This is a genomic window from Enterobacter cloacae complex sp. IR5441 (assembly GCF_049238215.1).
GTDB lineage: Bacteria > Pseudomonadota > Gammaproteobacteria > Enterobacterales > Enterobacteriaceae > Enterobacter > Enterobacter hormaechei_C.
Genome location: NZ_JBMKIA010000012.1, coordinates 15,046 through 41,292, shown reverse-complemented (window position 1 = coordinate 41,292; position 26,247 = coordinate 15,046). Strand labels below are relative to the sequence as shown.

The window sequence follows — 26,247 nt, the reverse complement described above, 5'->3', positions numbered from 1 at the left end:
TTTTTCGTTCTGAATCAACCAATAAGATAGATCTTCAGGAAGCTGGCGACAATCGCGACGCTTAGCAATACCATAACCACGCCTGACAGAGTTTCTTTCATGCTATCACCCTCGTTCAATATTGAGCCAAGAGTGACAGAGAAAAATTAAGCCAACATTAAGGTTGCCGTGCTTAATGTCCGCTGGCGGAGGAAAATAACCAGAATGCGATCGCAGTCATCGCAAACGAGCCAAGCATGTTAACGGCAATGTTGGTCAGCGCCCAGCCCATCCGGCCTTCCTGAAACAGAAAGACCACCTCCGCAGAGAAGGTAGAAAACGTTGTTAAGCCGCCGCAGAAACCAGTTGTAATCAGAACCTTCCACATAGGGTCGATGTTGGTCATGCGATTAAACCAGGCCAGCCCCATCCCAATAATAAACGCCCCGATCAGATTTGCCGCCAGTGTCCCCATCGGAATGGCCTGATGCAGGGGGTTAAACCGCATGCTTAAGAGCCACCGCGCAACGCTACCCGTGCCTCCACCAATAAAAACGGCTATAAGTAGTTGTAACACTGTCAATACCTGCTATTTGCTGTGTAAGTGCGTCGAGTGTAACGCTGTTTTTAACCGGGAGACAATTATGTATGTTGCAGTAGGGCAGTTCGCGGTGACGCCGGACTGGAATGAAAACGCGGAAAAATGCGTCTCCCTGATGGTTCAGGCGAAGCAAAAGGGTGCGTCGTTGCTGGTACTTCCCGAGGCGTTACTGGCCCGTGATGATGGCGATCCAGACCTGTCGGTAAAGTCTGCGCAAACGCTGGAAGGGGCGTTTCTGAAACGACTGCTGGCCGAAAGCGTTGGCAACACGCTCACCACCATCTTGACGGTCCATATTCCGTCCTCGCCGGGGCGCGCGGTAAACACGCTGGTGGCGATACGTGAGGGTGCCATCGTCGCGAGCTACGCCAAACTTCATCTGTATGATGCGTTCAGCGTTCAGGAGTCGCGCCTGGTCGATCCGGGGAGTGTAATTCCGCCGCTGATTGAGGTCGAGGGTGTTAAGATTGGCCTGATGACCTGCTACGATATCCGTTTTCCCGAGCTGGCGCTGAACCTGGCATTGCAGGGGGCCGAGGTGCTGGTTCTGCCTGCCGCGTGGGTCAAAGGACCGCTTAAGGAGCATCACTGGGCGACGCTGCTGGCAGCACGTGCGCTGGATACCACCTGTTACGTGGTAGCCGCGGGTGAATGTGGTAACAAAAATATCGGGCAGAGCAGGGTTGTCGATCCGCTGGGGGTGACGGTTGCGGCAGCAGCGGAGACGCCTGCGTTATTGCTGACGGAGATAATTTCCGCCCGAATAGCGCTTGCGCGTCAGCAATTACCTGTTCTGCGCAACCGCAGGTTTGCGCCACCGCAATTAATGTGATGTTTTTTTCAACAATGCTTGATTCACCTTGTTACAGATTGCTATTGTGTGCACGCGCCAAATGACCGTTAATACGTTCAGGTTTTTTGGCGGAATGCAGCCTGTTTCATGTAAAGAAGGTATTTATGGGTGAGATTAGTATTACCAAACTGCTGGTGGTTGCCGCACTGGTCGTCCTGCTGTTCGGTACCAAGAAGTTACGCACGCTGGGTGGAGACCTGGGTGCTGCCATTAAGGGCTTTAAGAAAGCAATGAACGATGACGACGCGGCAGCGAAGAAAAGTGCCGAAGATGACATCACTGCACAGAAGCTTTCACACAAAGAGTAATGGCAATGCTGCAAGGCTTGCATAAAAAACCGGCTCACGAGGCCGGTTTTTTGTTTTACTGTAAATAGATTTTACAGCTTTATTTCACTTCTTCGCCCTTCGCCTGCATATCGGCGTGATAAGAGGAGCGAACAAACGGGCCGCATGCGGCATGGGTAAAGCCCATCGCCATCGCTTCGGCTTTCATTTCATCGAACTCATCCGGGCTCACGTAACGCTGTACAGGCAGGTGGTGACGGCTTGGCTGGAGGTACTGGCCCAGCGTCAGCATGGTGACGCCGTGGCGGCGCAGATCGCGCATCACTTCAATGATCTCAGCGTTGGTTTCACCCAGGCCGACCATCAGGCCAGACTTGGTTGGAATATGCGGATGGGCTTCTTTAAAGCGCTCCAGCAGCTTCAGCGACCAGTTGTAGTCTGCACCGGGACGTACCTGACGGTAGATGCGCGGTACGTTCTCCAGGTTGTGGTTGAACACGTCTGGTGGCGTCGCGGTCAGGATATCAAGCGCGCGATCCATACGGCCACGGAAGTCCGGCACCAGCGTCTCAATCTTAATGTTCGGGCTTTTTTCGCGGATGGCGGTAATACAGTCAGCAAAATGCTGAGCACCGCCATCGCGCAGATCGTCACGGTCAACGGAGGTGATAACAACATAACGCAGCGCCATATCGGCAATCGTCTGCGCCAGTTTTTGCGGTTCGTTTGCGTCAGGCGCAACAGGACGGCCATGGGCAACGTCACAGAACGGACAGCGGCGGGTGCAGATGGCACCCAGAATCATAAATGTCGCGGTACCGTGATTGAAACATTCAGCAAGGTTAGGGCAGGAGGCCTCTTCACAGACGGAGTGAAGGCCATTTTTGCGCATCGCCGCTTTGATCCCCTGGATACGCGAAGAGTCGGCCGGAAGTTTGATTTTCATCCATTCCGGTTTTCTTAACAGCGCCTCGCGCTCTGTAGCCACGTTTTTAACCGGGATAAGGGCCATTTTATCGGCATCGCGGTATTTAACACCGCGTTCCATCACAATGGGTTTACTCATAGCGTGCGTGTTCCAGTTGCGAATATCGAAGGAAAGCGTTTCAATTCAAGGGAATGTTGTAATTATCAACTATTTTTGAACGAACGACAGGCAGTATATCATTTAAAGGGGCGATAAAGCAGCCTGCCAGGTCGTCAATTTGTAAAATAGTTGTTGTTTTGTGCCTTTTGCCCCGCTTGCGGCAGGGGCTTGTGCTGAAAGGCGGGATCAGAACGCCTGGCGGATCACGTTAATGACGTTTTCCAGCACCGGATCGCGCAGGCTTAGCTTGTTATAATGCAGTGAGATTTCAACAGATTCCGTCGTAAGTTGACTCAATGGAATGCTCTCCAGCGGCCAGCACTTTTGAAGCAGAGTGAAGAGACGCACAGGCATAATACAGAGCAAATCGCTGCTGCCAATAAGGGCCGCGAGGGTAAACATATTGTAACTGCTGAAGCTGATCAGACGGTCCGGGAACAGTTCGTCAATACGCTGGCGCAGCGGATCCGGACCCTGCCCCTCGGACATAAAGGTTGCATGTTCGTAATGACGCAAATTTTCAGGCGTCAAAGCTGCGCCCAAAGCAGGATGACTCTGACGACATACGAGCGCCAGAGAGTCGGTATAGAGAACGTTATGCCCTAATGCCCTGGCCGCGAAGCTGTTGCTGTCGATGATAAGGTCCGTCTGGAATTGTGCCAGCTGAGTTTCCGGATCGTTAACGGGCACGTTGCGGATCAGCAGCTGTGGCGCATGCTGTTTAACAGCCTGGTAAATAGCGGGCATGACCAGAACGCCCACAGAGGGAGAGGTGCCTATGGTGATGGTTCGTTGCTTATCGTAACTGCCGGTGAGATCCAGCGCGCCCAGAATCGATTCCAGACCCTGGCTGATGTACTCATGCAGATGGGTGGCGTACGCGGTGGGGGTTACGCCCTGGCCTTTACGAATAAATAAGGGATCGGGAAATATCGCGCGCAATTTTTGAATTGACTGGCTAATAGCAGAGGGCGTGAGATTAAGAATTTTCGCAGCATTAACGATACCTTTGTGGACATATACCGCCTCAAAAATAGTCAATAAATTGAGATCAATATTACGTAAAGTCCGGAAAATTTGCGGCTTATCTTCGCCGCTGGTTTCATTCAGGCGTTTGGCTGGTAAATTAGTAGGCTCCACGCTCTTACTCCGTATCCATTCACAATATGAATGATAGTTGAATTTATTTATTATGCTTGCAGAGATTCGTAAAGTGTTTCGTAAGTTTCCCTTGTTTATCGAAAACAAGCAGTTGGGTGATTATCACGCACGTTACACGATACCCGGTGATGGTACTATTAAGGTTCTAATTAATATGGGACGCTAATATATGGGCGACTCGAAAATATAGAATATGCGGTTTATTGTAAAGCGTAAATACGGCAATTAAGCAGTGGCTGGTCAAATAACCGAACCACTGCCGGAAGTGTGTTAAGCAGCAATATATTCGTAGTCAGGATTGTTAAGCAGCGCTAAAAACTTCTTCAGAAGCACGGGGCGGATATTCTCAGGGGTGGCGGTATCGACCCACTGGCGCATTTGCGTCATTTCCATACCGGCATACCCGCATGGGTTGATGCGCTGGAAAGGGGTCAGATCCATATTGATATTCAGCGCCAGCCCGTGGAACGAGCAGCCTTTACGGATACGCAGCCCCAGCGAACAGATCTTCATCTCTCCAACATAGACGCCCGGGGCATCGGCGCGAGGGTGAGCATCGATACCGTACTCAGCGAGCGTGTTCACCACGGTTTGTTCCAGTAAGGTCACGAGCTCACGCACGCCCAGCTTTCTGCGTTTCAGGTTAAGCAGGACATACATGACCTGCTGGCCCGGGCCGTGGTAGGTCACCTGTCCACCGCGATCGCTCTGGATCACCGGGATATCACCCGTCATCAATAAATGTTCGGCTTTTCCTGCCTGGCCTTGAGTAAACACCGGCAGGTGTTCAACCAGCCAGATTTCATCAGGGGTAGTGTCATCGCGCATATCGGTAAAGTCATGCATAGCCTGAGAGACTGGCTCGTAAGGCTGTAGCCCAAGATGGCGGACAAGAATTTTATCCTGGTACAAAAGGACGTCTCCGAAGACAAGGGAGAATAGGTAACGGGGAGTATATCACAGCGGGGAAGTGGGTTACCCGGCAAACCGGGTAACCGCTGAGGGACTACAGCACCATACGAACAATTTCGATATTGCCGAGCTCTTCGTACAGCGTCTCAACCTGCTCAATGTGTGTCGCAGTGATGGTGATTGAGACCGAGTGGTAGTTACCTTTGCTGCTCGGTTTGACTGATGGAGAGTAGTCACCCGGCGCATGGCGCTGTACCACTTCAACCACCTGATCAACCAGCTCAGGTTTCGCCAGACCCATTACTTTGTAAGTAAAAGGGGTAGGGAATTCAAGCAGTTCGTTAAGTTTGGTTTTCATGTCAGCTCCGGCGTGTGTATAAAAAATAATAACTCCCGCCACGGGGCGGGAGTTTTACTGATACGTAGTATATGGGGATCAAAATCACACTTTCAAGTGTTCAATTTTTAACCAAACCAGTGATGGAACATCAGCTTAATGTAATCAATGATTTTGCCGAAGAAATTGCCTTCAGGAATTTCCTCCAGCACCACCAGCGGGCGCTGATCGATGGTTTTGCCATCCAGCTGGAAGTTGATAGTACCCACGACCTGATTCTTTTGCAGCGGGGCGTGCAGCTCGGTGGTATTCAGCACGTAGCTGGCTTTCAGATCTTTCATACGACCGCGTGGGATCGTCAGATAGAGATCTTTGTCCACGCCCAGGGAAGCGCGGTCGTTATCGCCAAACCAGACAGGTTCAGAGGCAAATTCTTTACCGGCTTTCAGCGGGTTCACGGTTTCGAAGAAGCGGAAGCCCCAGGTCAGCAGCTTTTTGCTTTCCGTTTCGCGGCCTTTAAACGTACGCCCCCCCATCACGGCAGAGATCAGACGCATCTGGCCTTCAGTGGCGGAGGCCACCAGGTTATAGCCGGCTTTATCGGTGTGGCCAGTTTTGATGCCGTCGACGTTCAGGCTGTTGTCCCACAGCAGGCCGTTACGGTTGGTCTGACGAATGCCGTTGAAGGTGAACTCTTTCTCTTTGTAGATAGAGTACTCGTTTGGCACGTCGCGGATCAGCGCCTGGCCGATCAGCGCCATATCACGCGCGGAGCTGTACTGACCCTCGGCGTCCAGGCCGTGAACGGTCTGGAAGTGGCTGTTTTTCAGACCCAGCGCGGAGACGTAGCTGTTCATCAGGCCCACAAACGCGTCCTGGCTGCCTGCGGCAAAATCGGCCATGGCCACGCAGGCGTCGTTACCGGACTGCAAGTTGATGCCACGGATAAGCTGAGAGACCGGAACCTGCATGCCAGGCTTCAGGAACATCAGCGATGAACCTTTGAACACCGGGTTGCCGGTTGCCCACGCATCGTTACCGATAGTCACCAGGTCGGTTTCTTTGAATTTGCCTGCTTTCATGGCCTGACCGATTACATAGCTGGTCATCATTTTGGTCAGGCTGGCCGGATCGCGGCGGGCATCGGCGTTCTGTTCTGCCAGAACTTTGCCGGAGTTGTAATCAATCAGGATGTAGGATTCCGCGTCGATCTGCGGAACGCCAGGGATCATGGTCTTGATGTTCAGGTCGTCCGCGTGAGCTGCGGAGAACGCAGCAGCGCAAAGGGCCGTGGTCAGCGCCATGCGCTGCACAAAACGAGCAGAAAAAGTGGTCTTCATGGTCAGAACTACGACATCCGTGATGGAATTAAAAAAAGTGCCTTACTATAGCAAATGCTATACGGGCAGGCATCCGACTTTCATCATGAGAGTGTTAACGTGCTTTACACAAACTGACATTTCGGATACCACCGAATAATTATTTTGCAACAGCGATAAACGACTGGAGCTGCGCCTCGCTCTGCAAACGCTGTTGCAGGGACGCTGCCTGCGATTTGCTGGCAAACGGACCCATCTGGATACGCCATACCGCACCGTTTTGCTCAACGCGGCCTGGCACGCCAAACTGCTTGCTTAAACGCTGCTGATATTGCTCTGCACGGGTCCGATCGCTGACGGCGCCAACCTGAACCACGTAGCTGCCGCTCGCCGTCGCAGGCGCCGCCGTCTGCGTAGCAGCAAGCGCGGTCACCGGGGCGGGTTGTGTAGCGGGTGCAGCAGCGACGGGCGCAGGCGCTGGGGCAGGTTCATTTGATTCAATCACGCCCGGCGCTAACGTGGTGGGTGCGCCAAGGAAACCACTGCTTTTCACCGGGGCGCCTGTCGCGTCTTCACTTTGCAGCGTATCGTTGCTGATAGCGCGCACTTCACCCTGCGGCTGTGCGGGCTCTGCCGGCGTTGAAGCGCCCCCCATACCACCGCTCAGATCCGGGCGAGCGGGCAGGGCATAGGTCTGTTTCGCGACCGTGGTACAGGCCGTGCCCGGGCCGGACAGTGAACCATCCTGCGCCACGATAATCGGGTCGATACGCACTTTAGTATTGTTTGAGGTGTTCAGACGGTCGGCCGCCGCGCGGGACAGGGAGATCACGCGATCGCTGCCGTAAGGACCGCGATCGTTGATACGCACCACGATCATTCGGCCATTCGCCAGGTTAGTGATGCGTGCATAGCTCGGGACAGGCAACGTCGGGTGTGCCGCCGTGATCTGCATCGGATCGAAGGTTTCACCCGACGCGGTCAGGTTGCTGCCGGGCTCAGCGTCATAGATGGCAGCAAAGCCAGCCTGGCTGAAACGGGAAGGATCCTGAACGATTTTATAGCTTTTACCGTCGCGCTGATAATCCTGATTCACGCTGGCGTTCAGCGGTTCATAAACGGGATCGGCACCGCTAATCTCAACAATCGGGCCATTACAGACCGCAGGCTGCGGCGGCGCGACGGTTGCCTGTTGCTGACCATCATCACTTGTACAGGCGGCAAGTAAACTTGCTGCGATGCAGATCCCCAGCCACTGCTTACGCATTGCGATCCCCTTATTTTTATACGCTTTTGGACAACATTTTCCTGTGGGTATGGATCGACATGACGATACCAAACCCGGCCATCAACACGATCAGTGCCGAGCCCCCGTAACTCACCAGCGGCAGCGGTACGCCAACAACCGGCAGAATACCACTCACCATACCAATATTTACGAAGACATAAACGAACAAAATCAACATTAATCCGCCTGCCATCACGCGACCAAAGGTGGTTTGCGCGCGCGCGGCAATCCACAAACCTCGCATGATCAGCAGCACGTAGAGTGCAAGCAGCACCAGGATGCCAACCAGACCTAACTCCTCAGCCAGAACGGCAAAGATAAAGTCGGTGTGGCGTTCCGGTAAAAATTCGAGCTGCGACTGCGTACCGTGCAGCCAGCCTTTACCACGCAGGCCTCCGGAGCCAATCGCAATCTTCGACTGAATAATATGATAGCCTGCGCCCAGCGGATCGGTCTCGGGATCGAGCAGCATCATAACGCGCTGACGCTGGTAATCATGCATCAGGAAGAACCAGAGGATGGGGATAAACGCGGCAACCAGCACCACGGCGATACCAATCAGACGCCAGCTCAGGCCGGACAGGAACAGGACGAACAGGCCGGAGAGGGCGATAAGAATTGAAGTACCGAGGTCCGGCTGTGCGGCCACGAGCAGCGTCGGCAGGAAAATCAGCACCAGCGCAATGGCGGTATTTTTCAACGACGGCGGGCAGACGTCGCGGTTAATAAAGCGCGCCACCATCAGCGGGACGGCGATTTTGGCGATTTCCGACGGCTGGAAGCGGACAATCCCCAGATCCAGCCAGCGTTGCGCCCCTTTCGAGATGGCGCCGAAAGCATCTACTGCCACCAACAAAATGATACAGAAAATATAGAGATAGGGTGCCCAGCCCTCGTACACGCGCGGCGGTATTTGCGCCATCACCACCATAATGACCAGACCCATGGCGATCTGGCCGATTTTACGCTCCATCATGCCGATATCCTGGCCGCTGGCGCTCCAGATAACGAGGGCGCTATAGACCAGCAGAGCCAGCAGGATCAGCAGCATGGCAGGGTCGATGTGGATCTTGTCCCACAGCGATTTTTTATTCGGATTATCCGTCATGATTATTGGTCCTCCGCCGCAGCGGCTGCCGGGTTTTCAGCTGGCAGTTCGGTGTTGTTGTCACCCAGCATGATGTGGTCGAGGATTTGACGCATGATGGTACCCACCGCCGGGCCTGCGCCGCCGTTCTCCAGAATCATCGCCACCGCAACCTGCGGGTTATCATAAGGGGCAAACGCCGTCATGAGCTTGTGGTCACGCAGACGTTCGGCAATTTTATGTGCGTTATAGGTTTCATTCGCTTTCAGACCGAAGACCTGAGCCGTACCTGATTTCGCGGCTACCTTATACGGTGCGCCAGCGAAATATTTGTGCGCCGTCCCGTTAGGGCGGTTGGCTACACCGTACATGCCGTCTTTCGCGATTTCCCAGTACCCGGAATGAATGTCACCCACCGGCGGCTCGTGCGGCTGTATCCACGGCACTTTTTTGCCGTCTTCAACGGTGCTTTGCAGCAGGTGCGGCACTTTCACGACGCCATCGTTGATGAGGATCATCATCGCCTTGTTCATTTGCAGCGGGGTTGCCGTCCAGTAGCCCTGGCCGATCCCCACCGGAATGGTGTCACCCTGATACCAGGGTTTTTTAAAGCGCTTCAGCTTCCATTCGCGGGTTGGCATGTTGCCGGAACGTTCTTCCGCCAAATCTATGCCGGTGTAATGCCCGTAGCCGAATTTGCTCATCCATTCAGACAGACGGTCAATACCCATGTCGTAGGCGACCTGATAGAAGAAGGTATCCGCCGACTCCTCCAGTGATTTGGTCACGTTCAGATGGCCGTGGCCCCATTTTTTCCAGTCGCGGTAGCGTTTCTCAGAGCCAGGCAACTGCCACCAGCCGGGGTCAAACAGACTGGTATTACGGGTGATGACGCCCGCGCTCAGCGCAGACACGGCGACGTACGGTTTAACCGTTGAAGCGGGAGGATAAACCCCCTGCGTTGCGCGGTTTACCAGCGGCGTGTTTGGATCGTTGAGCAGGCCGGAGTAATCCTTGCTGGAGATACCATCCACGAACAGGTTCGGATCGTAGCTTGGCATGGAAACCATCGCCAGAATGCCGCCGGTACGCGGGTCCGTCACGATAACCGCAGCACGGCTACCCGCCAGCAGCGTCTCGATATACTGCTGTAGCTTCAGGTCGAGCGTCAGATAGACGTCATGCCCCGCCTGCGGGGGAACCTCTTTCAGCTGACGGATCACGCGGCCACGGTTGTTAACTTCAACCTCTTCATAACCGGTCTGACCGTGCAGCACGTCTTCGTAATAACGTTCGATCCCCAGCTTACCAATATCATGGGTTGCGGCGTAGTTAGCCAGCTTGCCGTCTTTATCAAGGCGTTCGACGTCTTTATCGTTGATTTTGGAGACGTAACCAATGACGTGCGTCAGCGCGGAGCCGTAAGGATAGTAGCGGCGTTTATAGCCTTTCACTTCCACACCGGGGAAACGGTACTGGTTAACGGCAAAACGGGCGACCTGCACTTCCGTCAGGTTGGTTTTTACAGGAATGGAGGTGAAGCGGTGAGAACGTGCGCGCTCTTTTTTGAACGCAGCGATGTCGTCATCAGTCAGGTCGACAACGCTTCTCAGCGCGTTCAGGGTATCCTGCACGTTATCCACTTTCTCGGGCATCATCTCTATCTGGTAGATGGTGCGATTAAGCGCCAGCGGCGTGCCGTTACGATCGTAGATAATGCCGCGGCTGGGCGCGATGGGCACCAGCTTGATACGGTTTTCGTTTGAGCGGGTCTGGTAATCGGTATAGCGGACAATTTGCAGATTATAGAGGTTGGCGATCAGCACGCCGGTAAGCAGCAAAATCCCCGTAAAGGCGACCAGCGCCCGGCGCACAAACAGCGCGGACTCAGCCGTATAGTCGCGAAAAGAATTCTGTAGTTTCATCCGCTGCTTAAATTACCCTGGTCAGTCATTACTCGCGGTGATAAGGGTGGTTGGTAGTGATGCTCCATGCGCGATACAAGCTTTCTGCCACGAGAACCCGTACAAGCGGGTGGGGCAGCGTCAGCGCCGAGAGTGACCAACTTTGTTCTGCTGCCGCTTTGCAGGCGGGAGATAACCCCTCTGGTCCGCCAATCAACAGACTGACGTCCCGACCATCCTGCTTCCAGCGCTCCAGTTCGTGCGCCAGCTGCGGCGTATCCCAGGGTTTGCCCGGGATATCGAGGGTCACGATGCGGTTTTTGCCTGCGGCAGCCAGCATCAGCTCTCCCTCTTTATCGAGAATACGTTTGATATCTGCGTTCTTGCCGCGCTTTCCTGCTGGGATCTCCACCAGTTCGAACGGCATATCTTTTGGGAAACGACGCAGATACTCAGTAAAACCGGTTTGTACCCAGTCCGGCATTTTGGTGCCGACGGCGACCAGTTGCAACTTCACGCATTAACCCCAGAGTTTTTCCAGCTCATACAGGCGACGGCTCTCTTCCTGCATGACGTGGACAATCACATCGCCGAGATCGACAACCACCCAGTCAGCGGTCGCTTCACCTTCAACGCCCAGCGGAAGCAGCCCTGCCGCGCGCGATTCCTGAACAACATGGTCAGCAATCGAAACAACGTGACGAGTTGAGGTCCCGGTGCAGATGATCATGCAGTCGGTGATGCTGGATTTACCCTTAACGTCGATAGCGATGATGTCCTGACCTTTCAGGTCATCAATTTTGTCGATAACAAAATCCTGGAGTGCTTTACCCTGCAAGTTTTCCCCCTGGGTGAATGAGATTGTACAACTATGAATTCGTGGCCAGTCAGTATACCTGAACTGACGCCAGTCGCGGGACAAATGTCACCGCCCGGCTTTTGAAGGCGGGTATCATCCCACCCTCCGCCTGAGATTGCATCGCCATTTTTGTAAAACAATTTCTGTAAAGCAACGATCGGCGGGAAAGTCTGGCAGCGGAGGATATCAGTATGGCTTAGCCTGTCAAGGCAGGATAATCATTAACGGACAATTTCGTCGGCGATGCTCAGGCATCTGTACTTTTCTGATACAGACCGTGCGCATGGATATAGGCCAGCACGGGCGAGGGGAGGAGATCGTCACAGTCTAAACCCTGCTGGAGACGCTCGCGGATGAGGGTCGCGGAAATATCAAACCAAGGCGTTTCAGCGAGGTAAATTTTCCCGGCGGGGAGACTGTGCAGGTCTTCTATATTGTCCGTCAGATGTGCGTCAAGCCATTGCTGATGCTGTGCGTCGCGCATGGTCAGCGGGTAGCCCGGACGGCGGCAGACCAGCAGATGACTGTTTTCCAGAATGGTTTCGTACTGATACCAGCTGGGAAAGTTGAGCAAGGAATCCTGGCCGATGATAAACGCCAGCGGTTTCATGGGCCCTTGCTCAGCGCGCCACTCCCGCAGCGTTTGCGATGTCCAGGAAGGGGTATCCCTGCGCAATTCACGCTCATCCAGCGTGAAGAGAGGCTTATCGGCGATAGCCAGCGCGAGCATCGCTTTACGCTGCTCGCTGGTTGCTTCTGGCTGAGGACGGTGCGGCGGAACATTGTTGGGCATGATGATTACCCGCTGCAACCCAATCAAATTCGCGAGGATTTCTACCGGCTTAAGATGCCCATAGTGTACCGGGTCGAAGGTCCCGCCATACATGGCCTGTAAAGAATGCATATCACCCATCGATAAATACGTCTGCCAGCGCCTTATGGCAGAGCAGCAAAGAGAGGCTCTCCAGCTCCGCCCAGACAGACTGACCGTAATCCTGTTTTAACGTCAGTTCGGCGCGCATCAGAAGTTGCACTGCCTGACGCAACTGCTCCTGGCTCAGGCGGTTTATCGCCTCCGTGGTCATCGCCCGACGGTTTTGCCAGACGCGATGTTTGTCGAATAAGGCGCGCAGGGGCGTATGTGCCGACTGGCGTTTAAGGTTGTTCAGCAGCAGTAATTCGCGCTGGAGCGTACGGAGCAGAATGACCGGCTCACTCCCTTCCAGGCGCAGCTGTTGCAGGATGTGCAGAGCACGCTTACTTTTCGCCGACAGCAGCGCATCAACCCAGTGGAAGGGGGTAAAGTGCGCGGCATCATTCACCGCCTGTTCCACGCGCGGCAGCGTCAGCTTACCATCGGGCCACAGCAGGGCGAGCCTGTCCAGCGCCTGCGCCAGTGCCAGAAGGTTGCCTTCGTAGCAGTAGCACAGGAGCTGACTGGCGGCCTCATCCAGCTGCAAATTGTGCTGCTTTGCTCGCGCGGCAACCCATTTTGGCAGATGCGCCTGCTCTGGCGTCTGGCAGGTAACCAGCACCGCACTGGGGGCTAGCCGGGTAAACCAGGCCGCGTTTTCCTGCGCTTTTGTGAGTTTGTTGCCGCGTACGATAAGCAGAAGATCGCCGTGTAACAAACTCACCAGCATAGCCAGCTGTTCATTGATGGCAGCGTTAGGACCATTCTCCGGCAGCAGGATCTGGATTGTCTGACGAGAGGCAAACAGGCTCATGGCCTGACAAAGCGAGAAGATAGCGTTCCAGTCGGTACTGTTATCGATCTGGAACGTATGATGCTCATCGAAACCCTGTGCGGCTGCCGCATGGCGAACCGCATCAAGGCTTTCCTGAAGTAACAGGGGGTCATTGCCGAGTAGCAGATAGGCCGCGCGCAGCCCTTCGTTGAGCTGCGCGCGGAGTTGTTCAGGATACAACCTGATCATCAGTTACCCAGAGACGTTGGCATATCCGGCGTGCGGGCATCCGGTGTTTCGATGACGTCAGCGCCTTTTTTCGTCGACGCGGCAATGGTAGGCAGCTTACGGATCAGCTGCTCCGCAGCCTTATCGTACATCTCTTTGATGATAATCTGCTCTTCGGCGTCTTTCGCCAGCGCCGTCTGCGGGTTATCGAAGAACGAACGGTAGACTTTGGTACTGATAGGGTAAATATCTTTACCCGGTATCAGAACAGCCGCGCTAACGGTCAGCACCATCTGATATTCCGCCGTCCGCCCATCCTGGAAAATTGACGCAGTGTCTTTTGCCAGCGTTGATTTCAGGACGCGAAGCGAAGGAACATCCTGACGCAGGGTTCCCTTCTCGATCAGCTCAACATCGTTCAAACGCAGCTGGTTACGAATGGCCCGGCTCAGCGGTCCGTTCGGATCGGATGAGTCGAAGATCATTGTTTTCATCTGAGCAGGCACTGCCGTGGTGTTGCGCAGGTGCCAGCCGCAGCCAGCGGTGACCAGCACCGCCAGAGATAAGAGTATTGTTGCCAGTTGTCGCACGTTTCCTCCCGCGCTTAGCCAACGACCAGATTCAGCAGTTTACCAGGTACGTAGATCACTTTACGTACGGTAACGCCCTCAAGGTATTTCGCGACCAGATGCTCCTGGCTTGCGCGCTCGCGAACCTGTTCTTCGGTTGCGTCGACCGCGACGGTAATTTTACCGCGCACTTTACCGTTAACCTGCACCACCACCAGCGTGGTGTTTTCCACCATAGCGGATTCATCCGCCACTGGCCACGGCGCGTTGTCGATATCGCCTTCGCCTTTCAGCTCCTGCCACAGGGTGAAGCTAACGTGCGGCGTGAACGGGTTAAGCATGCGAACGACCGCCAGCAGCGCTTCACGCATTAAGGCGCGATCCTGCTCGCCGTCCTGCGGGGCTTTCGCCAGCTTGTTCATCAGTTCCATAATAGCCGCAATTGCGGTATTGAAGGTCTGACGACGACCAATATCATCGGTGACTTTCGCAATGGTTTTATGAACATCACGACGCAGCGCCTGCTGATCTTCGCTCAGTGCAGCCACGTTCAGCGCTGGCGCATCACCCTGAGAGGTGTGCTCGTACACCAGTTTCCAGACGCGTTTCAGGAAGCGGTTTGCCCCTTCAACGCCGGATTCCTGCCATTCCAGCGTCATATCTGCCGGGGAGGCGAACATCATGAACAGACGCACGGTGTCAGCGCCGTAACGCTCAACCATTACCTGCGGGTCGATACCGTTATTTTTCGACTTGGACATCTTGCTCATGCCGGTATACACCAGTTCATGACCTTCGGCGTCTTTCGCCTTCACGATACGGCCTTTCTCGTCGCGCTCGACAATCGCATCAACCGGAGAAACCCAGTTACGCTCGCCGTTCGCGCCAACGTAGTAGAACGCATCTGCCAGCACCATACCCTGACACAGCAGCTGTTTTGCCGGCTCGTCGGAGTTGACGAGGCCTGCGTCACGCATCAGTTTGTGGAAGAAGCGGAAGTAGAGCAGGTGCATAATGGCGTGTTCAATGCCACCGATGTAGATGTCTACCGGCAGCCAGTAGTTTGCTGCATCGGAATCCAGCATGCCTTCTTTGTACTGCGGGCAGGTGTAGCGCGCATAGTACCAGGAAGATTCCATAAAGGTGTCGAAGGTGTCGGTTTCACGCAGCGCTGGCTGACCGTTGACGGTGGTTTTCGCCCACTCAGGATCGGCTTTGATCGGGCTGGTGATGCCGTCCATGACCACGTCTTCCGGCAGGATCACCGGCAGCTGATCTTCCGGCGTTGGCATCACGGTGCCATCTTCCAGAGTCACCATTGGGATTGGCGCACCCCAGTAACGCTGACGGGAAACGCCCCAGTCGCGCAGACGGTAGTTCACTTTACGCTCGCCCACGCCCAGGGAGGCCAGCTTGTCGGCGATGGCGTTGAAGCCTTCTTCGAAGCTCAGGCCGCTGAACTCACCGGAGTTAAACAGGGTGCCTTTTTCAGTCAGCGCTTGCTCAGAGAGATCGGGCTCAGAGCCGTCAGCAGCAAGAATAACAGGCTTGATGGTCAGGCCGTATTTGGTGGCAAATTCGTAGTCGCGCTGGTCGTGACCCGGCACGGCCATCACTGCGCCTGTGCCGTATTCCATCAGTACGAAGTTGGCTGCCCAGACAGGGATCGCTTCGCCCGTCAGCGGGTGAATGGCTTTAAAGCCGGTATCAACGCCTTTTTTCTCCATCGTCGCCATGTCGGCTTCGGCCACTTTAGTATTGCGGCATTCGTCGATGAAGGTCGCCAGTTCCGGATTGTTTTCTGCCGCTTTCTGCGCCAGCGGGTGACCTGCGGCCACGGCCAGGTAGGTCGCGCCCATGAAGGTGTCCGGACGGGTGGTATAGACGGTCAGGGTCTGGTCGTAGTTCTCAACGTTGAAGGTAATTTCCACACCTTCGGAACGGCCGATCCAGTTGCGCTGCATGGTCTTAACGGTATCTGGCCAGTGGTCCAGATTATCCAGATCGTTCAGCAGTTCGTCAGCGTAGGCGGTGATTTTGATAAACCACTGCGGGATCTCTTTACGCTCTACTTTGGTGTCGCAGCGCCAGCAGCAGCCGTCGATAACCTGCTCGTTCGCGAGAACGGTCTGGTCATTCGGACACCAGTTAACGGCAGAGGTCTTCTTGTACACCAGGCCTTTTTTATACAGCTCGGTGAAGAATTTCTGCTCCCAGCGGTAGTATTCCGGGGTACAGGTTGCCAGCTCGCGGCTCCAGTCATAGCCAAAGCCCAGCATTTTCAGCTGGTTTTTCATGTACGCAATGTTGTCGTACGTCCACGGAGCCGGTGCCGTGTTGTTTTTCACCGCCGCGCCTTCAGCAGGCAGGCCGAACGCATCCCAGCCGATTGGCTGAAGAACGTTTTTGCCCAGCATACGCTGGTAGCGCGCAATCACGTCACCGATGGTGTAGTTACGCACGTGGCCCATGTGTAGTCGACCAGAAGGATAGGGAAGCATCGACAGGCAGTAATACTTCTCTTTGCTCTCGTCTTCGGTTACTTCAAAGGTGCGCTTCTCGTCCCAGTGTTGCTGGACTTTTGATTCTATCTCTTCCGGGCGGTATTGCTCTTGCATGGCAGCCAGTGGTCCTGTGTTCAATACAGCTACAAATGTAGCCAATGGATGTGGTAATTCAGATCCGCATAGCATAGCCCAAACGCCCGCGTCAAAACAGCCTTTCACGCAAATGCACTTTGCAGGAATTTACCGGGTCTGTGCTTCACCTGACAAAGCGGCGGCGAAATAAGGTCTATTATTAGAGACAGTTACTTACCCGGGAGGCAAAATGATGAACAAGGTTGCTCAATTTTACCGTGAACTGGTAGCGACTCTGACGGAACGGCTGCGTAACGGCGAGCGTGATATCGACGCGCTGGTCGAACAGGCACGCGCACGCGTGACGCAAACGGGTGAGTTAACGCGAACCGAAGTGGAAGAGGTGACGCGCGCCGTGCGCCGTGACCTGGAGGAGTTCGCGCGAAGCTATGAAGAGAGCCAGGACGAGATCGCCGACAGCGTTTTTATGCGGGTCATCAAAGAGAGCCTGTGGCAGGAGCTGGCGGATATTACCGATAAAACTCAGCTGGAATGGCGTGAGGTGTTTCAGGATTTAAACCACCACGGTGTCTATCACAGCGGCGAAGTAGTGGGGTTGGGGAACCTGGTGTGTGAGAAGTGCCACCATCATATCGCCGTTTATACGCCGGAGGTGTTGTCGCTGTGTCCGAAGTGCGGGCACGACCAGTTCCAGCGTCGGCCATTTGAGCCGTAGGTAAAAGCAAAACTGTTTGCACCCTCTCCCTGTGGGAGAGGGCCGGGGTGAGGGCATCAGGCCGCAGAATAATAAGCCAGCCGCTCCGCCAGCAAATCCACAAACGCTTCCCGATCGATATCCACCATTACCGTGGTATTCGGCTTGTTTCCCGTCAATGAGTAATAGTCCACCACCGTCATCCCCTGGGTATATTTCCCCTGCGTTTCCACACCAACCCAACGCTCGACCATGGTAAACATTTCCGGCTTCAGCAGCCAGGCGATGGTGCATGGGTCATGCAGCGGCGCGCCGTGGAAGCCCCACTTCTCGGCTTTGTGATACTCCATAAAGAAGTCGAGCAGCTCTGCCACGGTCGTTGCAACCGGGTTGCCCACAGAACGGAATCGTTCGATGTCCTGCGCCATAATTTGTGCGCGGTGGGTAACGTCCAGCCCCGCCATCACAATCGGCAGGCCAGACTGGAAGACGATTTCCGCGGCTTCCGGGTCAACGAAGATGTTGAATTCCGCGGCTGGCGTCCAGTTTCCCAGCCCCATTGCCCCGCCCATGATGACGATACGGGCGATGTTGCTGTGCAGTTCAGGATGGCTGTTCAGCAGCAGCGCAACGTTGGTCTGCGGGCCGGTCGCCACCAGCGTCACGGGCTCGGCGCTCTCACGCAGCACCTTCGCCATGAGCTCGACGGCAGTGCAGTTTTGCGGTGCGAAATCCGGCTCCGGCAGCGCCGGACCATCCAGCCCACTTTCACCGTGAACGTTATCCGCAATGATCAGCTCGCGCATCAGCGGCTTAACGGCGCCACCTGCGACCGGAATATCGGTGCGTTTCAGCAGCGTCAACATGCGCAACACGTTTCGCAAGGTTTTATCCGGCGTCTGGTTTCCGGCGGAGGAGGTGACAGCTTTTACGTCCAGTTCAGGGGAGGCAAGAGCAAGGACGAGTGCGATCGCGTCATCATGACCCGGATCGCAGTCGAGAATAATTGGCTGTGCCATAGCGTTCTCCATTCTCAGCATTATTTGTGACAAGGTTAACGCTGCGATGTGACGCCGAATAGAAAAAGAGATCTAAAGCGTGAAGCAGTGCGCAATCCGCAGATTGCGCACTAAAAAGATTAATGCAGGATTTTGGCGAGGAAGTCTTTTGCACGTTCAGATTTAGGATTTGCGAAGAACTCTTCTTTTGGTGAGTCTTCAACAATTTTCCCTTCATCCATGAAGATCACGCGGTTGGCCACTTTACGGGCGAAGCCCATTTCGTGCGTCACCACCATCATGGTCATCCCTTCGTGCGCCAGCTCCACCATGACGTCCAGCACTTCGTTGATCATCTCAGGGTCGAGCGCGGACGTCGGCTCATCAAACAGCATTGCCACCGGATCCATGCACAGCGCACGCGCGATTGCCACACGCTGCTGTTGGCCGCCCGAAAGCTGGGCCGGGAACTTATTCGCATGCGCAGACAGCCCGACGCGTTCCAGCAGCTTCAGCCCCTTTTCGCGCGCCGCTTTTTTGTCGCGCTTCAGCACTTTGACCTGCGCCAGCGTCAGGTTCTCAATGATGGACAGGTGAGGGAACAGCTCAAAATGCTGGAACACCATCCCTACGTGGGAGCGAAGCTGGGCAAGGTTGGTTTTACTGTCATTTACTTTGGTGCCGTTAACGACAATCTCGCCCTGCTGGACAGGTTCCAGCCCATTAACGGTTTTGATAAGCGTGGACTTACCGGAACCGGACGGGCCGCATACCACTACCACATCGCCTTTTTTTACTTCTGTTGAGCAGTCGGTCAGCACCTGAAAGTGCCCATACCATTTAGAAACATTTTTCAGGGAAATCATTATACCGTCCTTTTCTTCAGCCAGCTGACCAACAGCGATGCGCTTAAACTAATCACAAAATAGACCCCGCCCGCGAAGAGGATCATCTCAACCTGCGTTCCGTCACGTTCGCCAATGGTGGAGGCGGTACGGAAGAAGTCTGCCAGACTCAGCACGTAGACCAGGGAGGTATCCTGGAACAGGACGATGCCCTGCGTCAGCAGCAGCGGAACCATGGCGCGAAACGCCTGCGGCAAAATAATGAGCTTCATGGACTGCCAGTGCGTCATACCGAGCGCCAGCGCAGCGCTGGACTGCCCGCGAGAGATACTCTGAATACCTGCGCGGATGATCTCTGAGTAGTAGGCGGCTTCAAACATGGAAAACGCCACCATGGCAGAGATCAGGCGGATATCGGTCTTTGGCGACAGTCCCAGTACGTTCTGTAAAAAGCCGGGAACAATCAGATAAAACCACAGCAGCACCATGACCAGTGGAATGGAGCGGAATACGTTAACGTAAGCCGTGGCAAACCAGGCGAGCGGCTTAAAGCTCGACAGGCGCATCACTGCCAGCAGGGTGCCCCAGACAATACCGACGATAATGGCGATAACGGTGATCTTTAAGGTGATTGCCAGTCCATCCAGCAGATAGGGCATGGAGGGAACAATGGAACTCCAGTCAAAATCGTACATTTATTTGCCCCCCAGATTGCCCGGCAGGCGTACTTTGCGTTCAACCAGGTTCATCACCAGCATGATGAAAGCGTTAATCAGAACATAGGCGAGCGTGATCGCCGTGAAGGATTCCCAGGCGTGAGCGGAGTAATCCAGCAGTTTGCCCGCCTGTGCCGCCATATCCACCAGACCGATGGTTGAGGCGATAGCCGAGTTTTTTACCAGGTTCATCATCTCGGACGTCATCGGCGGAACGATGACGCGGTAAGCGTTAGGCAGCAGTACGTAACGGTAGGCCTGGGGCAGAGTCAGGCCCATTGCCAGTGCCGCATTCTTTTGCCCGCGCGGCAGTGACTGTATGGCGGCACGTACCTGCTCGCAGACGCGCGCAGCGGTGAACAGCCCCAGACACAGCATAGAGGAGACAAAAAATTGTACGTTAGGATCCAGCTCGGCCTTAAACCACATGCCGAGATCTTCCGGCAGCAGTTCCGGGATCACCAGATACCAGGTAAAGAACTGCACGATCAGCGGAACGTTACGGAACAGTTCCACATAGAGCGTGCCAATCGAAGAGAGAAAACGGTTAGGGACGGTACGCAGAATACCGAACAGCGAACCGACAAGAAACGCGATAATCCACGCCGTTATCGATAACGCAACGGTAACCTGAAAGCCGCTCCACAGCCAGCCGAGATAGGTGGTGTTGCCGAACGGGGCTTGTTGCAGAAAGATGCCCCAGTTCCAGTCAATTGACATAGTAAACTCCAGAAAAAAAAGGGTAGCAGCGCTACCCTCGAAGATTGGTGAGAAGCTCAATTTTTGCGCTGAGTGGGGAACGACCACTCAACGTATAGTCTGTCCATGCTTCCCGACAATCGAGAGGGCAGGAGATCCCGCCCCTGTCGTTCTAATTAGTTAAGAGCTTTGTCGTTTGGTGATTTGAACAGCGCTTTCATGTCGTCAGACAGTTCAAAGTTCATGTTCAGGTTTTTTGGTGGAATTGGGTTCTTGAACCATTTGTCGAACCATTTTGCCGCTTCGCCGGAGGTTTGCGCCTGAGCGATGGTGTCATCGATCAGTTTCTTGAAGTCCTCGTCACCTTTACGCAGCATACAGCCGTAGGCTTCTTTCGACTGGGCGGTACCGACGATTTCCCAGTTGTCTGGTTTCTTCGCTTTCGCGCGTTCGCCCGCCAGCAGGGCGTCATCCATCATAAACGCGACAGCACGGCCGCTTTCCAGGGTACGGAAGGAGTCGCCATGGTCTTTCGCGCTGATGATGCGCATGTCCATTTTCTTCTCGTCGTTCAGCTTGTGCAGCAGCACTTCGGACGTGGTACCGGAGGTCACGACAACCGCTTTGCCTTTCAGGTCAGCAAAATCTTTGATGTCGCCGCCTTTCTTCGTCAGCAGGCGGGTGCCCACAACGAAGATGGTGTCCGAGAAAGCGGCCTGTTTCTGACGTTCAAGGTTGTTGGTGGTTGAGCCACATTCAAAATCAAATGTGCCGTTTTGCAGCAGAGGAATACGGTTCTGTGAAGTGATGGGGATCAGCTTCACTTGCAGGTCAGGTTTGTTCAGCTTTTTCTTCACGGCTTCAACGATGGCGTTGGAGTAATCCTGTGAATAGCCCACGACTTTTTGCGTGTTGTCGTAGTAAGAGAACGGGACAGAAGATTCACGGTGGCCGACCACGATCACGCCGTTTTTGGCAATCTTGTCGAGAGTGCTTCCTGCTGCCGGAGCGTCTTCAGCGTGGACAACCCCCGCAGACATTCCCATAACCAGCATTGCTGTGGCCAGTTTACGTAATTGCATACCCAACTCCTTTCTTATCAGCGCCAGTGACGCATAGATACCCATTGTGATGTTGTTATATCTCGCGCAATGCGAGTGCAGTGTTATGCAAGCTTGTTAACATTTAGTCTGGCTTAATGTAAAGATTTTGCTGCGTTATTGTTTATTTTTGCGAAGCGCGCCGCACCATTCAGAGGCAATAATCCCTCATTGCACCGTTTCGGTGCTACCGATGATCTACGCTGGTGCGACAAAGTTGCACGTTAAGCCAGACAGCGTTGATGTGAATAAACAAAGCAACAGGCGTGCCAGAATTGAAGTTTGGGAGGAAATTGTCGGGTGGGGGCGGCGGAGAGTAGGCCGGGTAAGGCGTAGCCGCCACCCGGCAACAGAAGGTAAGGTTATTTACGACGCTGACGCAGGCTCATCAGTACTGCGCCAAAGCCGAAGAGCAAGGTCAAAATCCACAGCGGCCAGTTCCCGGTGCGCGCGTAAGGCGTAAGCCCGGTAGTTGGCGTGACGTTAGTAGTCAGCACCTCACGGGTAAATTGCGGGATCATGGCCTGGATTTCACCCTGCGGACCAATCACGGCGGTAATGCCGTTATTGGTGCTGCGCAGCAACGGACGCGCCAGCTCCAGAGAACGCATTCGCGCCATCTGGAAGTGCTGCCACGGGCCAATCGATTTACCGAACCACGCATCGTTTGAGATGGTCAGCAGATAGTCGGTGTCCGGGCGGAAATTATCGCGCACCTGCTCGCCGAGGATAATCTCGTAGCAAATGGCGGCCGTCAGGGCAAAACCGTGCGCATGCAGCTGCGGCTGAACGTAAGGGCCCCGGCTGAATGAGGACATCGGCAAATCAAAGAACGGTGCCAGTGGGCGCAGAATAGACTCCAGCGGAACAAATTCGCCAAACGGTACAAGGTGGTTTTTGTTGTAGCGATTGGTGGAGGTATAGCTGTATTCGCTGTCCTTACCGAGCGTAATGATCGTGTTGTACGTGTCATAGCGGTTCTGCTGATTGAGACGCGCATCCACAATTCCGGTGATCAGCGTACTGCCGCGCGCGCGCAGCAGATCGTCCATCATCTTCAGGAAGGGCTGCTGATTGATCTCCAGGTCCGGGATCGCAGACTCAGGCCAGATGATGAGCTGCGATTTGCCCATCACCTTTTCAGTGGCGTTGGCGTAGATTTTCAGCGTGTTCAGCAGCTGATTCTCATCCCATTTCAGGGACTGCGGGATATCGCCCTGTACCAGAGAAACCTGCGTGGCGCGCGCGGGCTCCAGCGTAAACCACTGGATATAACGCAGCGGGAAGGGCAGGGCAAACAGGATCAACGCGGCAACCAGCGGCTTCCAGTTACGTGTCACCAGAGCCAGCACCAGAAGGCCGCTGACCGCCATGAGCAGGAAGTTGATCGCCTCCACGCCCATGACCGGGGCCAGGCCTTTCAGCGGGCCGTCTACCTGGCTATAGCCGAACTGCAACCACGGGAAGCCGGTCAGTACCCAGCCGCGCAGAAATTCGGTGATTTGCCAGACAACGGGTGCCGCTATCGCCACGCGCAGCCAGGTCGTTTTTGGCCACAGGCGAGACAGGATGCCCGCGAACAGGCCGGTGTAGAGTGAGAGATAGGCGGCGAGCAGCACAACCAGGAAGACGTTAACCGGCCCCGGCATTCCGCCAAATTGCGCGATACTGACGTAGACCCAGTTGATACCAGAGCCGAACAGCCCCAGCCCCCAGAAGTAGCCAATGGCCGCGGCCTGTACCGGACGACGGTTCAGGGTAAGACCCTGTAGCCCCATCAGGGAGAGAATAGCGGCCGGCCAGATATCGTAAGGAGAAAAAGCCAGCGTACCGCTGGCTCCGAGTAACAGCGCCAGCAGCAAACGGACGCGCTGGCGTTCAAAGAGTGGGGCAAATGCCATTTACATTAATCTTCCAGTTTTGGCACCGGTGAGTCGTCCGGCATTCTGACGTGAACCTGAATAATACGTCGGCTGTCAGCCATTGCGACCTTGAACTGGTAACCATCGATGTCAACGGTTTCACCGCGGGCCGGAAGATGGCCGAAGGCCTGCATCACCAGACCACCAATGGTGTCCACTTCTTCATCGCTGAAGCTGGTGCCAAAGGTATCGTTGAAGTCTTCAATGGAGGCCAGCGCGCGCACGGTCCAGGTGTGGCGGCTCAGCTGACGGAAGTCGATATCCTCTTCTTCGTCATACTCATCTTCGATTTCGCCCACGATCAGCTCAAGGATGTCTTCGATTGTGACCAGACCGGAAACGCCACCAAATTCATCAATAACAATCGCCATGTGATAGCGCTGGGAGCGAAACTCCTTCAGCATCCGATCCACACGTTTACTTTCCGGCACAACCACGGCCGGGCGTAACACCTTTTCCATACTGAAGGCTTCGGCATCGCTGCGCATAAACGGCAGCAGATCTTTCGCCATCAAAATCCCTTCAATGTGATCTTTGTCTTCGCTGATGACCGGGAAACGTGAGTGAGCCGATTCGATAATCACATCGAGGCACTCGTCCAGCGTCTGGTTGCGTTTCAGGGTAATCATCTGCGAGCGGGGGATCATGATGTCGCGGACGCGCTGGTCGGCGATGTCCATCACCCCTTCGAGCATTTCGCGCGTATCTTCGTCGATAAGGTCGTTCTGCCCGGAATCACGAATCAGCTCCAGCAGTTCATCACGGTTTTTCGGTTCGCCGTGGAAAAGCTGGTTCAGAATGAGGGAGAAAAATCCCTTTTTAGTGGTTGTCGTGTCGCTACTGTGTGAATTGTCGTCGCTCATGGCGTTTGTTAAGGGTTCTCTTGTTAGTTCAATGTTAACCGCCGCGCTATGTCCCTGCGCGGCGGCATGGTAGTCAGTGACTGACTATTCTTTCTCGGCAATGTACGGATCCTCATAGCCCAGAGCAAGCATTATCTCTGTCTCGAGGGATTCCATCTCTTCCGCTTCGTCATCTTCAATATGGTCGTAACCCAGAAGATGCAGGCTACCGTGCACCACCATGTGTGCCCAGTGCGCTTCCAGCGGCTTTTGCTGCTCTTTGGCTTCCTGCTCAACCACCTGACGGCAGATGATCAGATCGCCCAGCAGCGGCATCTCAATGCCCGGAGGGGCTTCGAACGGGAAAGAGAGCACGTTGGTCGGCTTATCTTTCCCGCGGTAGGTCAGGTTGAGCTCATGGCTTTCTGCTTCATCCACCAGGCGAATCGTGACCTCTGATTCTTCCTGAAACTGGGGGATAACGGCATCCAGCCATTTCTGAAACTGTGCCTCTTCCGGCATGCCGGAATTATCTTCACAGGCCAGCTGTAAATCGAGGATCACCTGACTCATTTCTGTTCATGCTCCTGCGCTTCGCGCTTACGTTCTGCGGCCAGTTCGGCCCTGCGCTTCTGATCTGCCTCTTCCCAGGCCTCATAAGCGTTAACGATACGCGCGACGACCGGATGGCGTACCACGTCTTCACTGTGGAAGAAGTTAAAGCTGATTTCCTCTACCTCGGCCAGGACTTCGATGGCGTGACGCAGACCCGATTTGGTGTTACGCGGCAGGTCAATCTGGGTGACGTCACCGGTGATAACCGCTTTCGAGTTAAAGCCAATACGCGTCAGGAACATCTTCATCTGTTCGATGGTGGTGTTCTGGCTCTCATCCAGAATGATGAACGCGTCGTTAAGCGTACGGCCACGCATGTAGGCCAGCGGAGCAACTTCAATCACGTTACGCTCGATGAGCTTTTCAACTTTCTCGAAGCCGAGCATTTCGAACAGCGCGTCATACAGCGGACGCAGGTAGGGATCTACTTTCTGACTCAAATCACCCGGCAAGAAGCCCAGTTTTTCACCGGCTTCAACAGCAGGGCGGGTCAGCAGGATACGGCGGATCTCCTGACGCTCGAGCGCATCAACCGCAGCGGCAACCGCCAGATAGGTTTTACCCGTACCCGCCGGGCCTACACCGAAGGTGATGTCGTGGTCGAGAATGTTGGCGATGTACTGCGCCTGGTTCGGGGTACGAGGCTTAATCACGCCGCGTTTAGTTTTGATGTTGATGGCTTTGCCATAGTCCGGCACGCTCTCCGCGCTCTGCTCAAGCACGCGCGCCTCTTTAATGGCCAGGTGGATCTGTTCAGGTTCAATATCCTGGATCTCACCGCGCATCGGGGCGGTATCAACATACAGGCTGCGGAGAATATCCGCCGCGGCGTTGACGCAGATTGGGCGTCCGGTGAGTTTGAAATGGTTATCGCGACGATTGATTTCGATACCCAGACGTCGCTCAAGTTGTTTGATGTTGTCATCAAACGGCCCGCACAGGCTCAGCAGGCGAGCGTTGTCTGCTGGCTCAAGGCTAATTTCACGCGTATCTATGTTCAAACTGTTCCTCTTTGAGTAGTTAACTGACTCGCCGCCACACGGCGTAATAAAACGGT

Annotated in this window: 27 protein-coding genes; 3 read left to right on the top strand and 24 right to left on the bottom strand. The window is 54.7% G+C overall.

The annotated features are described in order from the left end of the window. Positions 1-172: 172 nt before the first annotated feature. Positions 173-556 (bottom strand): fluoride efflux transporter CrcB, encoded by a 384-nt coding sequence (gene crcB, locus ACOTX5_RS14590; RefSeq protein ID WP_017382474.1) that lies wholly within the window; start codon positions 554-556, stop codon positions 173-175. A 67-nt stretch (positions 557-623) separates the two neighbouring features. Here crcB and ACOTX5_RS14585 point away from each other — a divergent pair, with 67 nt between their 5' ends. Together ACOTX5_RS14585 and tatE are read left to right on the top strand one after the other, a co-directional pair. Beyond that, positions 624-1,412: a deaminated glutathione amidase gene (locus ACOTX5_RS14585; RefSeq protein ID WP_045910650.1), complete on the top strand. Its 789-nt coding sequence runs from the start codon at positions 624-626 to the stop codon at positions 1,410-1,412. A 125-nt stretch (positions 1,413-1,537) separates the two neighbouring features. Further along, the gene (gene tatE / locus ACOTX5_RS14580; protein ID WP_003858723.1) at positions 1,538-1,741 is read left to right on the top strand and encodes a twin-arginine translocase subunit TatE; all 204 of its coding nucleotides are present in this window, start codon (positions 1,538-1,540) and stop codon (positions 1,739-1,741) included. A 79-nt stretch (positions 1,742-1,820) separates the two neighbouring features. On the opposite strand, the gene lipA is transcribed toward tatE, so the two are convergent. From lipA to leuS, 14 genes are all read right to left on the bottom strand, one after another. Then, entirely contained in the window at positions 1,821-2,786 is a 966-nt protein-coding gene (lipA, locus tag ACOTX5_RS14575; protein ID WP_006809637.1) for a lipoyl synthase, read from the bottom strand. A 207-nt stretch (positions 2,787-2,993) separates the two neighbouring features. Further along, positions 2,994-3,947, bottom strand: coding sequence for a YbeF family transcriptional regulator (locus tag ACOTX5_RS14570; RefSeq protein WP_032647690.1), 954 nt, complete (start codon positions 3,945-3,947; stop codon positions 2,994-2,996). A gap of 291 nt (positions 3,948-4,238) precedes the next feature. Further along, the gene (lipB, locus tag ACOTX5_RS14565) at positions 4,239-4,880 is read right to left on the bottom strand and encodes a lipoyl(octanoyl) transferase LipB (RefSeq protein ID WP_017382471.1); all 642 of its coding nucleotides are present in this window, start codon (positions 4,878-4,880) and stop codon (positions 4,239-4,241) included. 94 nt (positions 4,881-4,974) lie between these two features. Further along, positions 4,975-5,238, bottom strand: coding sequence for a DUF493 family protein YbeD (gene ybeD, locus ACOTX5_RS14560; protein ID WP_003858718.1), 264 nt, complete (start codon positions 5,236-5,238; stop codon positions 4,975-4,977). 107 nt (positions 5,239-5,345) lie between these two features. Continuing rightward, positions 5,346-6,557 carry a D-alanyl-D-alanine carboxypeptidase DacA gene (gene dacA, locus ACOTX5_RS14555; RefSeq protein ID WP_003858714.1) on the bottom strand — a complete coding sequence of 404 codons (1,212 nt, stop codon included), beginning with the start codon at positions 6,555-6,557 and terminating at the stop codon, positions 5,346-5,348. A gap of 139 nt (positions 6,558-6,696) precedes the next feature. Then, positions 6,697-7,803, bottom strand: a complete 1,107-nt coding sequence (gene rlpA, locus ACOTX5_RS14550) for an endolytic peptidoglycan transglycosylase RlpA (RefSeq protein WP_045910649.1) — start codon at positions 7,801-7,803, stop codon at positions 6,697-6,699. 16 nt (positions 7,804-7,819) lie between these two features. After that, the gene (mrdB, locus tag ACOTX5_RS14545) at positions 7,820-8,932 is read right to left on the bottom strand and encodes a peptidoglycan glycosyltransferase MrdB (protein WP_015571139.1); all 1,113 of its coding nucleotides are present in this window, start codon (positions 8,930-8,932) and stop codon (positions 7,820-7,822) included. A 2-nt stretch (positions 8,933-8,934) separates the two neighbouring features. Then, a complete protein-coding gene (mrdA, locus tag ACOTX5_RS14540) occupies positions 8,935-10,836 on the bottom strand; it encodes a peptidoglycan DD-transpeptidase MrdA (protein ID WP_015571138.1) in 1,902 nt (633 codons plus the stop codon). 28 nt (positions 10,837-10,864) lie between these two features. Further along, positions 10,865-11,332: a 23S rRNA (pseudouridine(1915)-N(3))-methyltransferase RlmH gene (gene rlmH / locus ACOTX5_RS14535; protein WP_003858701.1), complete on the bottom strand. Its 468-nt coding sequence runs from the start codon at positions 11,330-11,332 to the stop codon at positions 10,865-10,867. Between the two features lie 3 nt (positions 11,333-11,335). Beyond that, positions 11,336-11,653 (bottom strand): ribosome silencing factor, encoded by a 318-nt coding sequence (gene rsfS / locus ACOTX5_RS14530; RefSeq protein ID WP_003858696.1) that lies wholly within the window; start codon positions 11,651-11,653, stop codon positions 11,336-11,338. A gap of 268 nt (positions 11,654-11,921) precedes the next feature. Next, positions 11,922-12,587 carry a nicotinate-nucleotide adenylyltransferase gene (nadD, locus tag ACOTX5_RS14525; RefSeq protein ID WP_045910648.1) on the bottom strand — a complete coding sequence of 222 codons (666 nt, stop codon included), beginning with the start codon at positions 12,585-12,587 and terminating at the stop codon, positions 11,922-11,924. Further along, on the bottom strand, positions 12,580-13,611 hold the full coding sequence (gene holA / locus ACOTX5_RS14520) for a DNA polymerase III subunit delta (protein ID WP_032671314.1): 1,032 nt from the start codon (positions 13,609-13,611) through the stop codon (positions 12,580-12,582). Before holA ends, nadD begins: the two co-directional genes overlap by 8 nt. Further along, complete coding sequence (gene lptE / locus ACOTX5_RS14515) at positions 13,611-14,180, bottom strand: LPS assembly lipoprotein LptE (protein WP_045615085.1); 570 nt, start codon at positions 14,178-14,180, stop codon at positions 13,611-13,613. The genes holA and lptE overlap by 1 nt, the downstream gene beginning before the upstream one ends. A gap of 14 nt (positions 14,181-14,194) precedes the next feature. Further along, positions 14,195-16,777, bottom strand: coding sequence for a leucine--tRNA ligase (leuS, locus tag ACOTX5_RS14510; protein WP_023303296.1), 2,583 nt, complete (start codon positions 16,775-16,777; stop codon positions 14,195-14,197). Positions 16,778-16,991: 214 nt separating this feature from the next. Between leuS and ACOTX5_RS14505 the strand changes: the two genes are divergently transcribed. Then, the gene (locus ACOTX5_RS14505; protein ID WP_003858689.1) at positions 16,992-17,474 is read left to right on the top strand and encodes a zinc ribbon-containing protein; all 483 of its coding nucleotides are present in this window, start codon (positions 16,992-16,994) and stop codon (positions 17,472-17,474) included. Between the two features lie 56 nt (positions 17,475-17,530). Here the strand turns inward: ACOTX5_RS14505 and rihA are convergent, their stop codons facing one another. The 9 genes from rihA to ACOTX5_RS14460 all read right to left on the bottom strand — a co-directional run bounded on the left by rihA (position 17,531) and on the right by ACOTX5_RS14460 (position 26,191). Next, positions 17,531-18,472: a pyrimidine-specific ribonucleoside hydrolase RihA gene (gene rihA / locus ACOTX5_RS14500; protein ID WP_045910647.1), complete on the bottom strand. Its 942-nt coding sequence runs from the start codon at positions 18,470-18,472 to the stop codon at positions 17,531-17,533. A 119-nt stretch (positions 18,473-18,591) separates the two neighbouring features. Continuing rightward, positions 18,592-19,317 carry an amino acid ABC transporter ATP-binding protein gene (locus ACOTX5_RS14495; protein ID WP_045910646.1) on the bottom strand — a complete coding sequence of 242 codons (726 nt, stop codon included), beginning with the start codon at positions 19,315-19,317 and terminating at the stop codon, positions 18,592-18,594. Then, positions 19,317-19,991 carry a glutamate/aspartate ABC transporter permease GltK gene (gene gltK / locus ACOTX5_RS14490; protein ID WP_003858686.1) on the bottom strand — a complete coding sequence of 225 codons (675 nt, stop codon included), beginning with the start codon at positions 19,989-19,991 and terminating at the stop codon, positions 19,317-19,319. The genes ACOTX5_RS14495 and gltK overlap by 1 nt, the downstream gene beginning before the upstream one ends. Then, entirely contained in the window at positions 19,992-20,732 is a 741-nt protein-coding gene (gene gltJ, locus ACOTX5_RS14485) for a glutamate/aspartate ABC transporter permease GltJ (protein WP_015571133.1), read from the bottom strand. Positions 20,733-20,887: 155 nt separating this feature from the next. Next, a complete protein-coding gene (locus tag ACOTX5_RS14480; protein WP_003858681.1) occupies positions 20,888-21,793 on the bottom strand; it encodes an amino acid ABC transporter substrate-binding protein in 906 nt (301 codons plus the stop codon). Positions 21,794-22,173: 380 nt separating this feature from the next. Continuing rightward, positions 22,174-23,712 (bottom strand): apolipoprotein N-acyltransferase, encoded by a 1,539-nt coding sequence (gene lnt / locus ACOTX5_RS14475; RefSeq protein WP_017382463.1) that lies wholly within the window; start codon positions 23,710-23,712, stop codon positions 22,174-22,176. A 5-nt stretch (positions 23,713-23,717) separates the two neighbouring features. Beyond that, a complete protein-coding gene (gene corC, locus ACOTX5_RS14470; protein WP_003858679.1) occupies positions 23,718-24,596 on the bottom strand; it encodes a CNNM family magnesium/cobalt transport protein CorC in 879 nt (292 codons plus the stop codon). An 84-nt stretch (positions 24,597-24,680) separates the two neighbouring features. Then, positions 24,681-25,148, bottom strand: a complete 468-nt coding sequence (gene ybeY / locus ACOTX5_RS14465) for an rRNA maturation RNase YbeY (RefSeq protein WP_003858677.1) — start codon at positions 25,146-25,148, stop codon at positions 24,681-24,683. Then, positions 25,145-26,191, bottom strand: coding sequence for a PhoH family protein (locus ACOTX5_RS14460; RefSeq protein WP_003858674.1), 1,047 nt, complete (start codon positions 26,189-26,191; stop codon positions 25,145-25,147). The genes ybeY and ACOTX5_RS14460 overlap by 4 nt, the downstream gene beginning before the upstream one ends. Positions 26,192-26,247 lie beyond the last annotated feature (56 nt).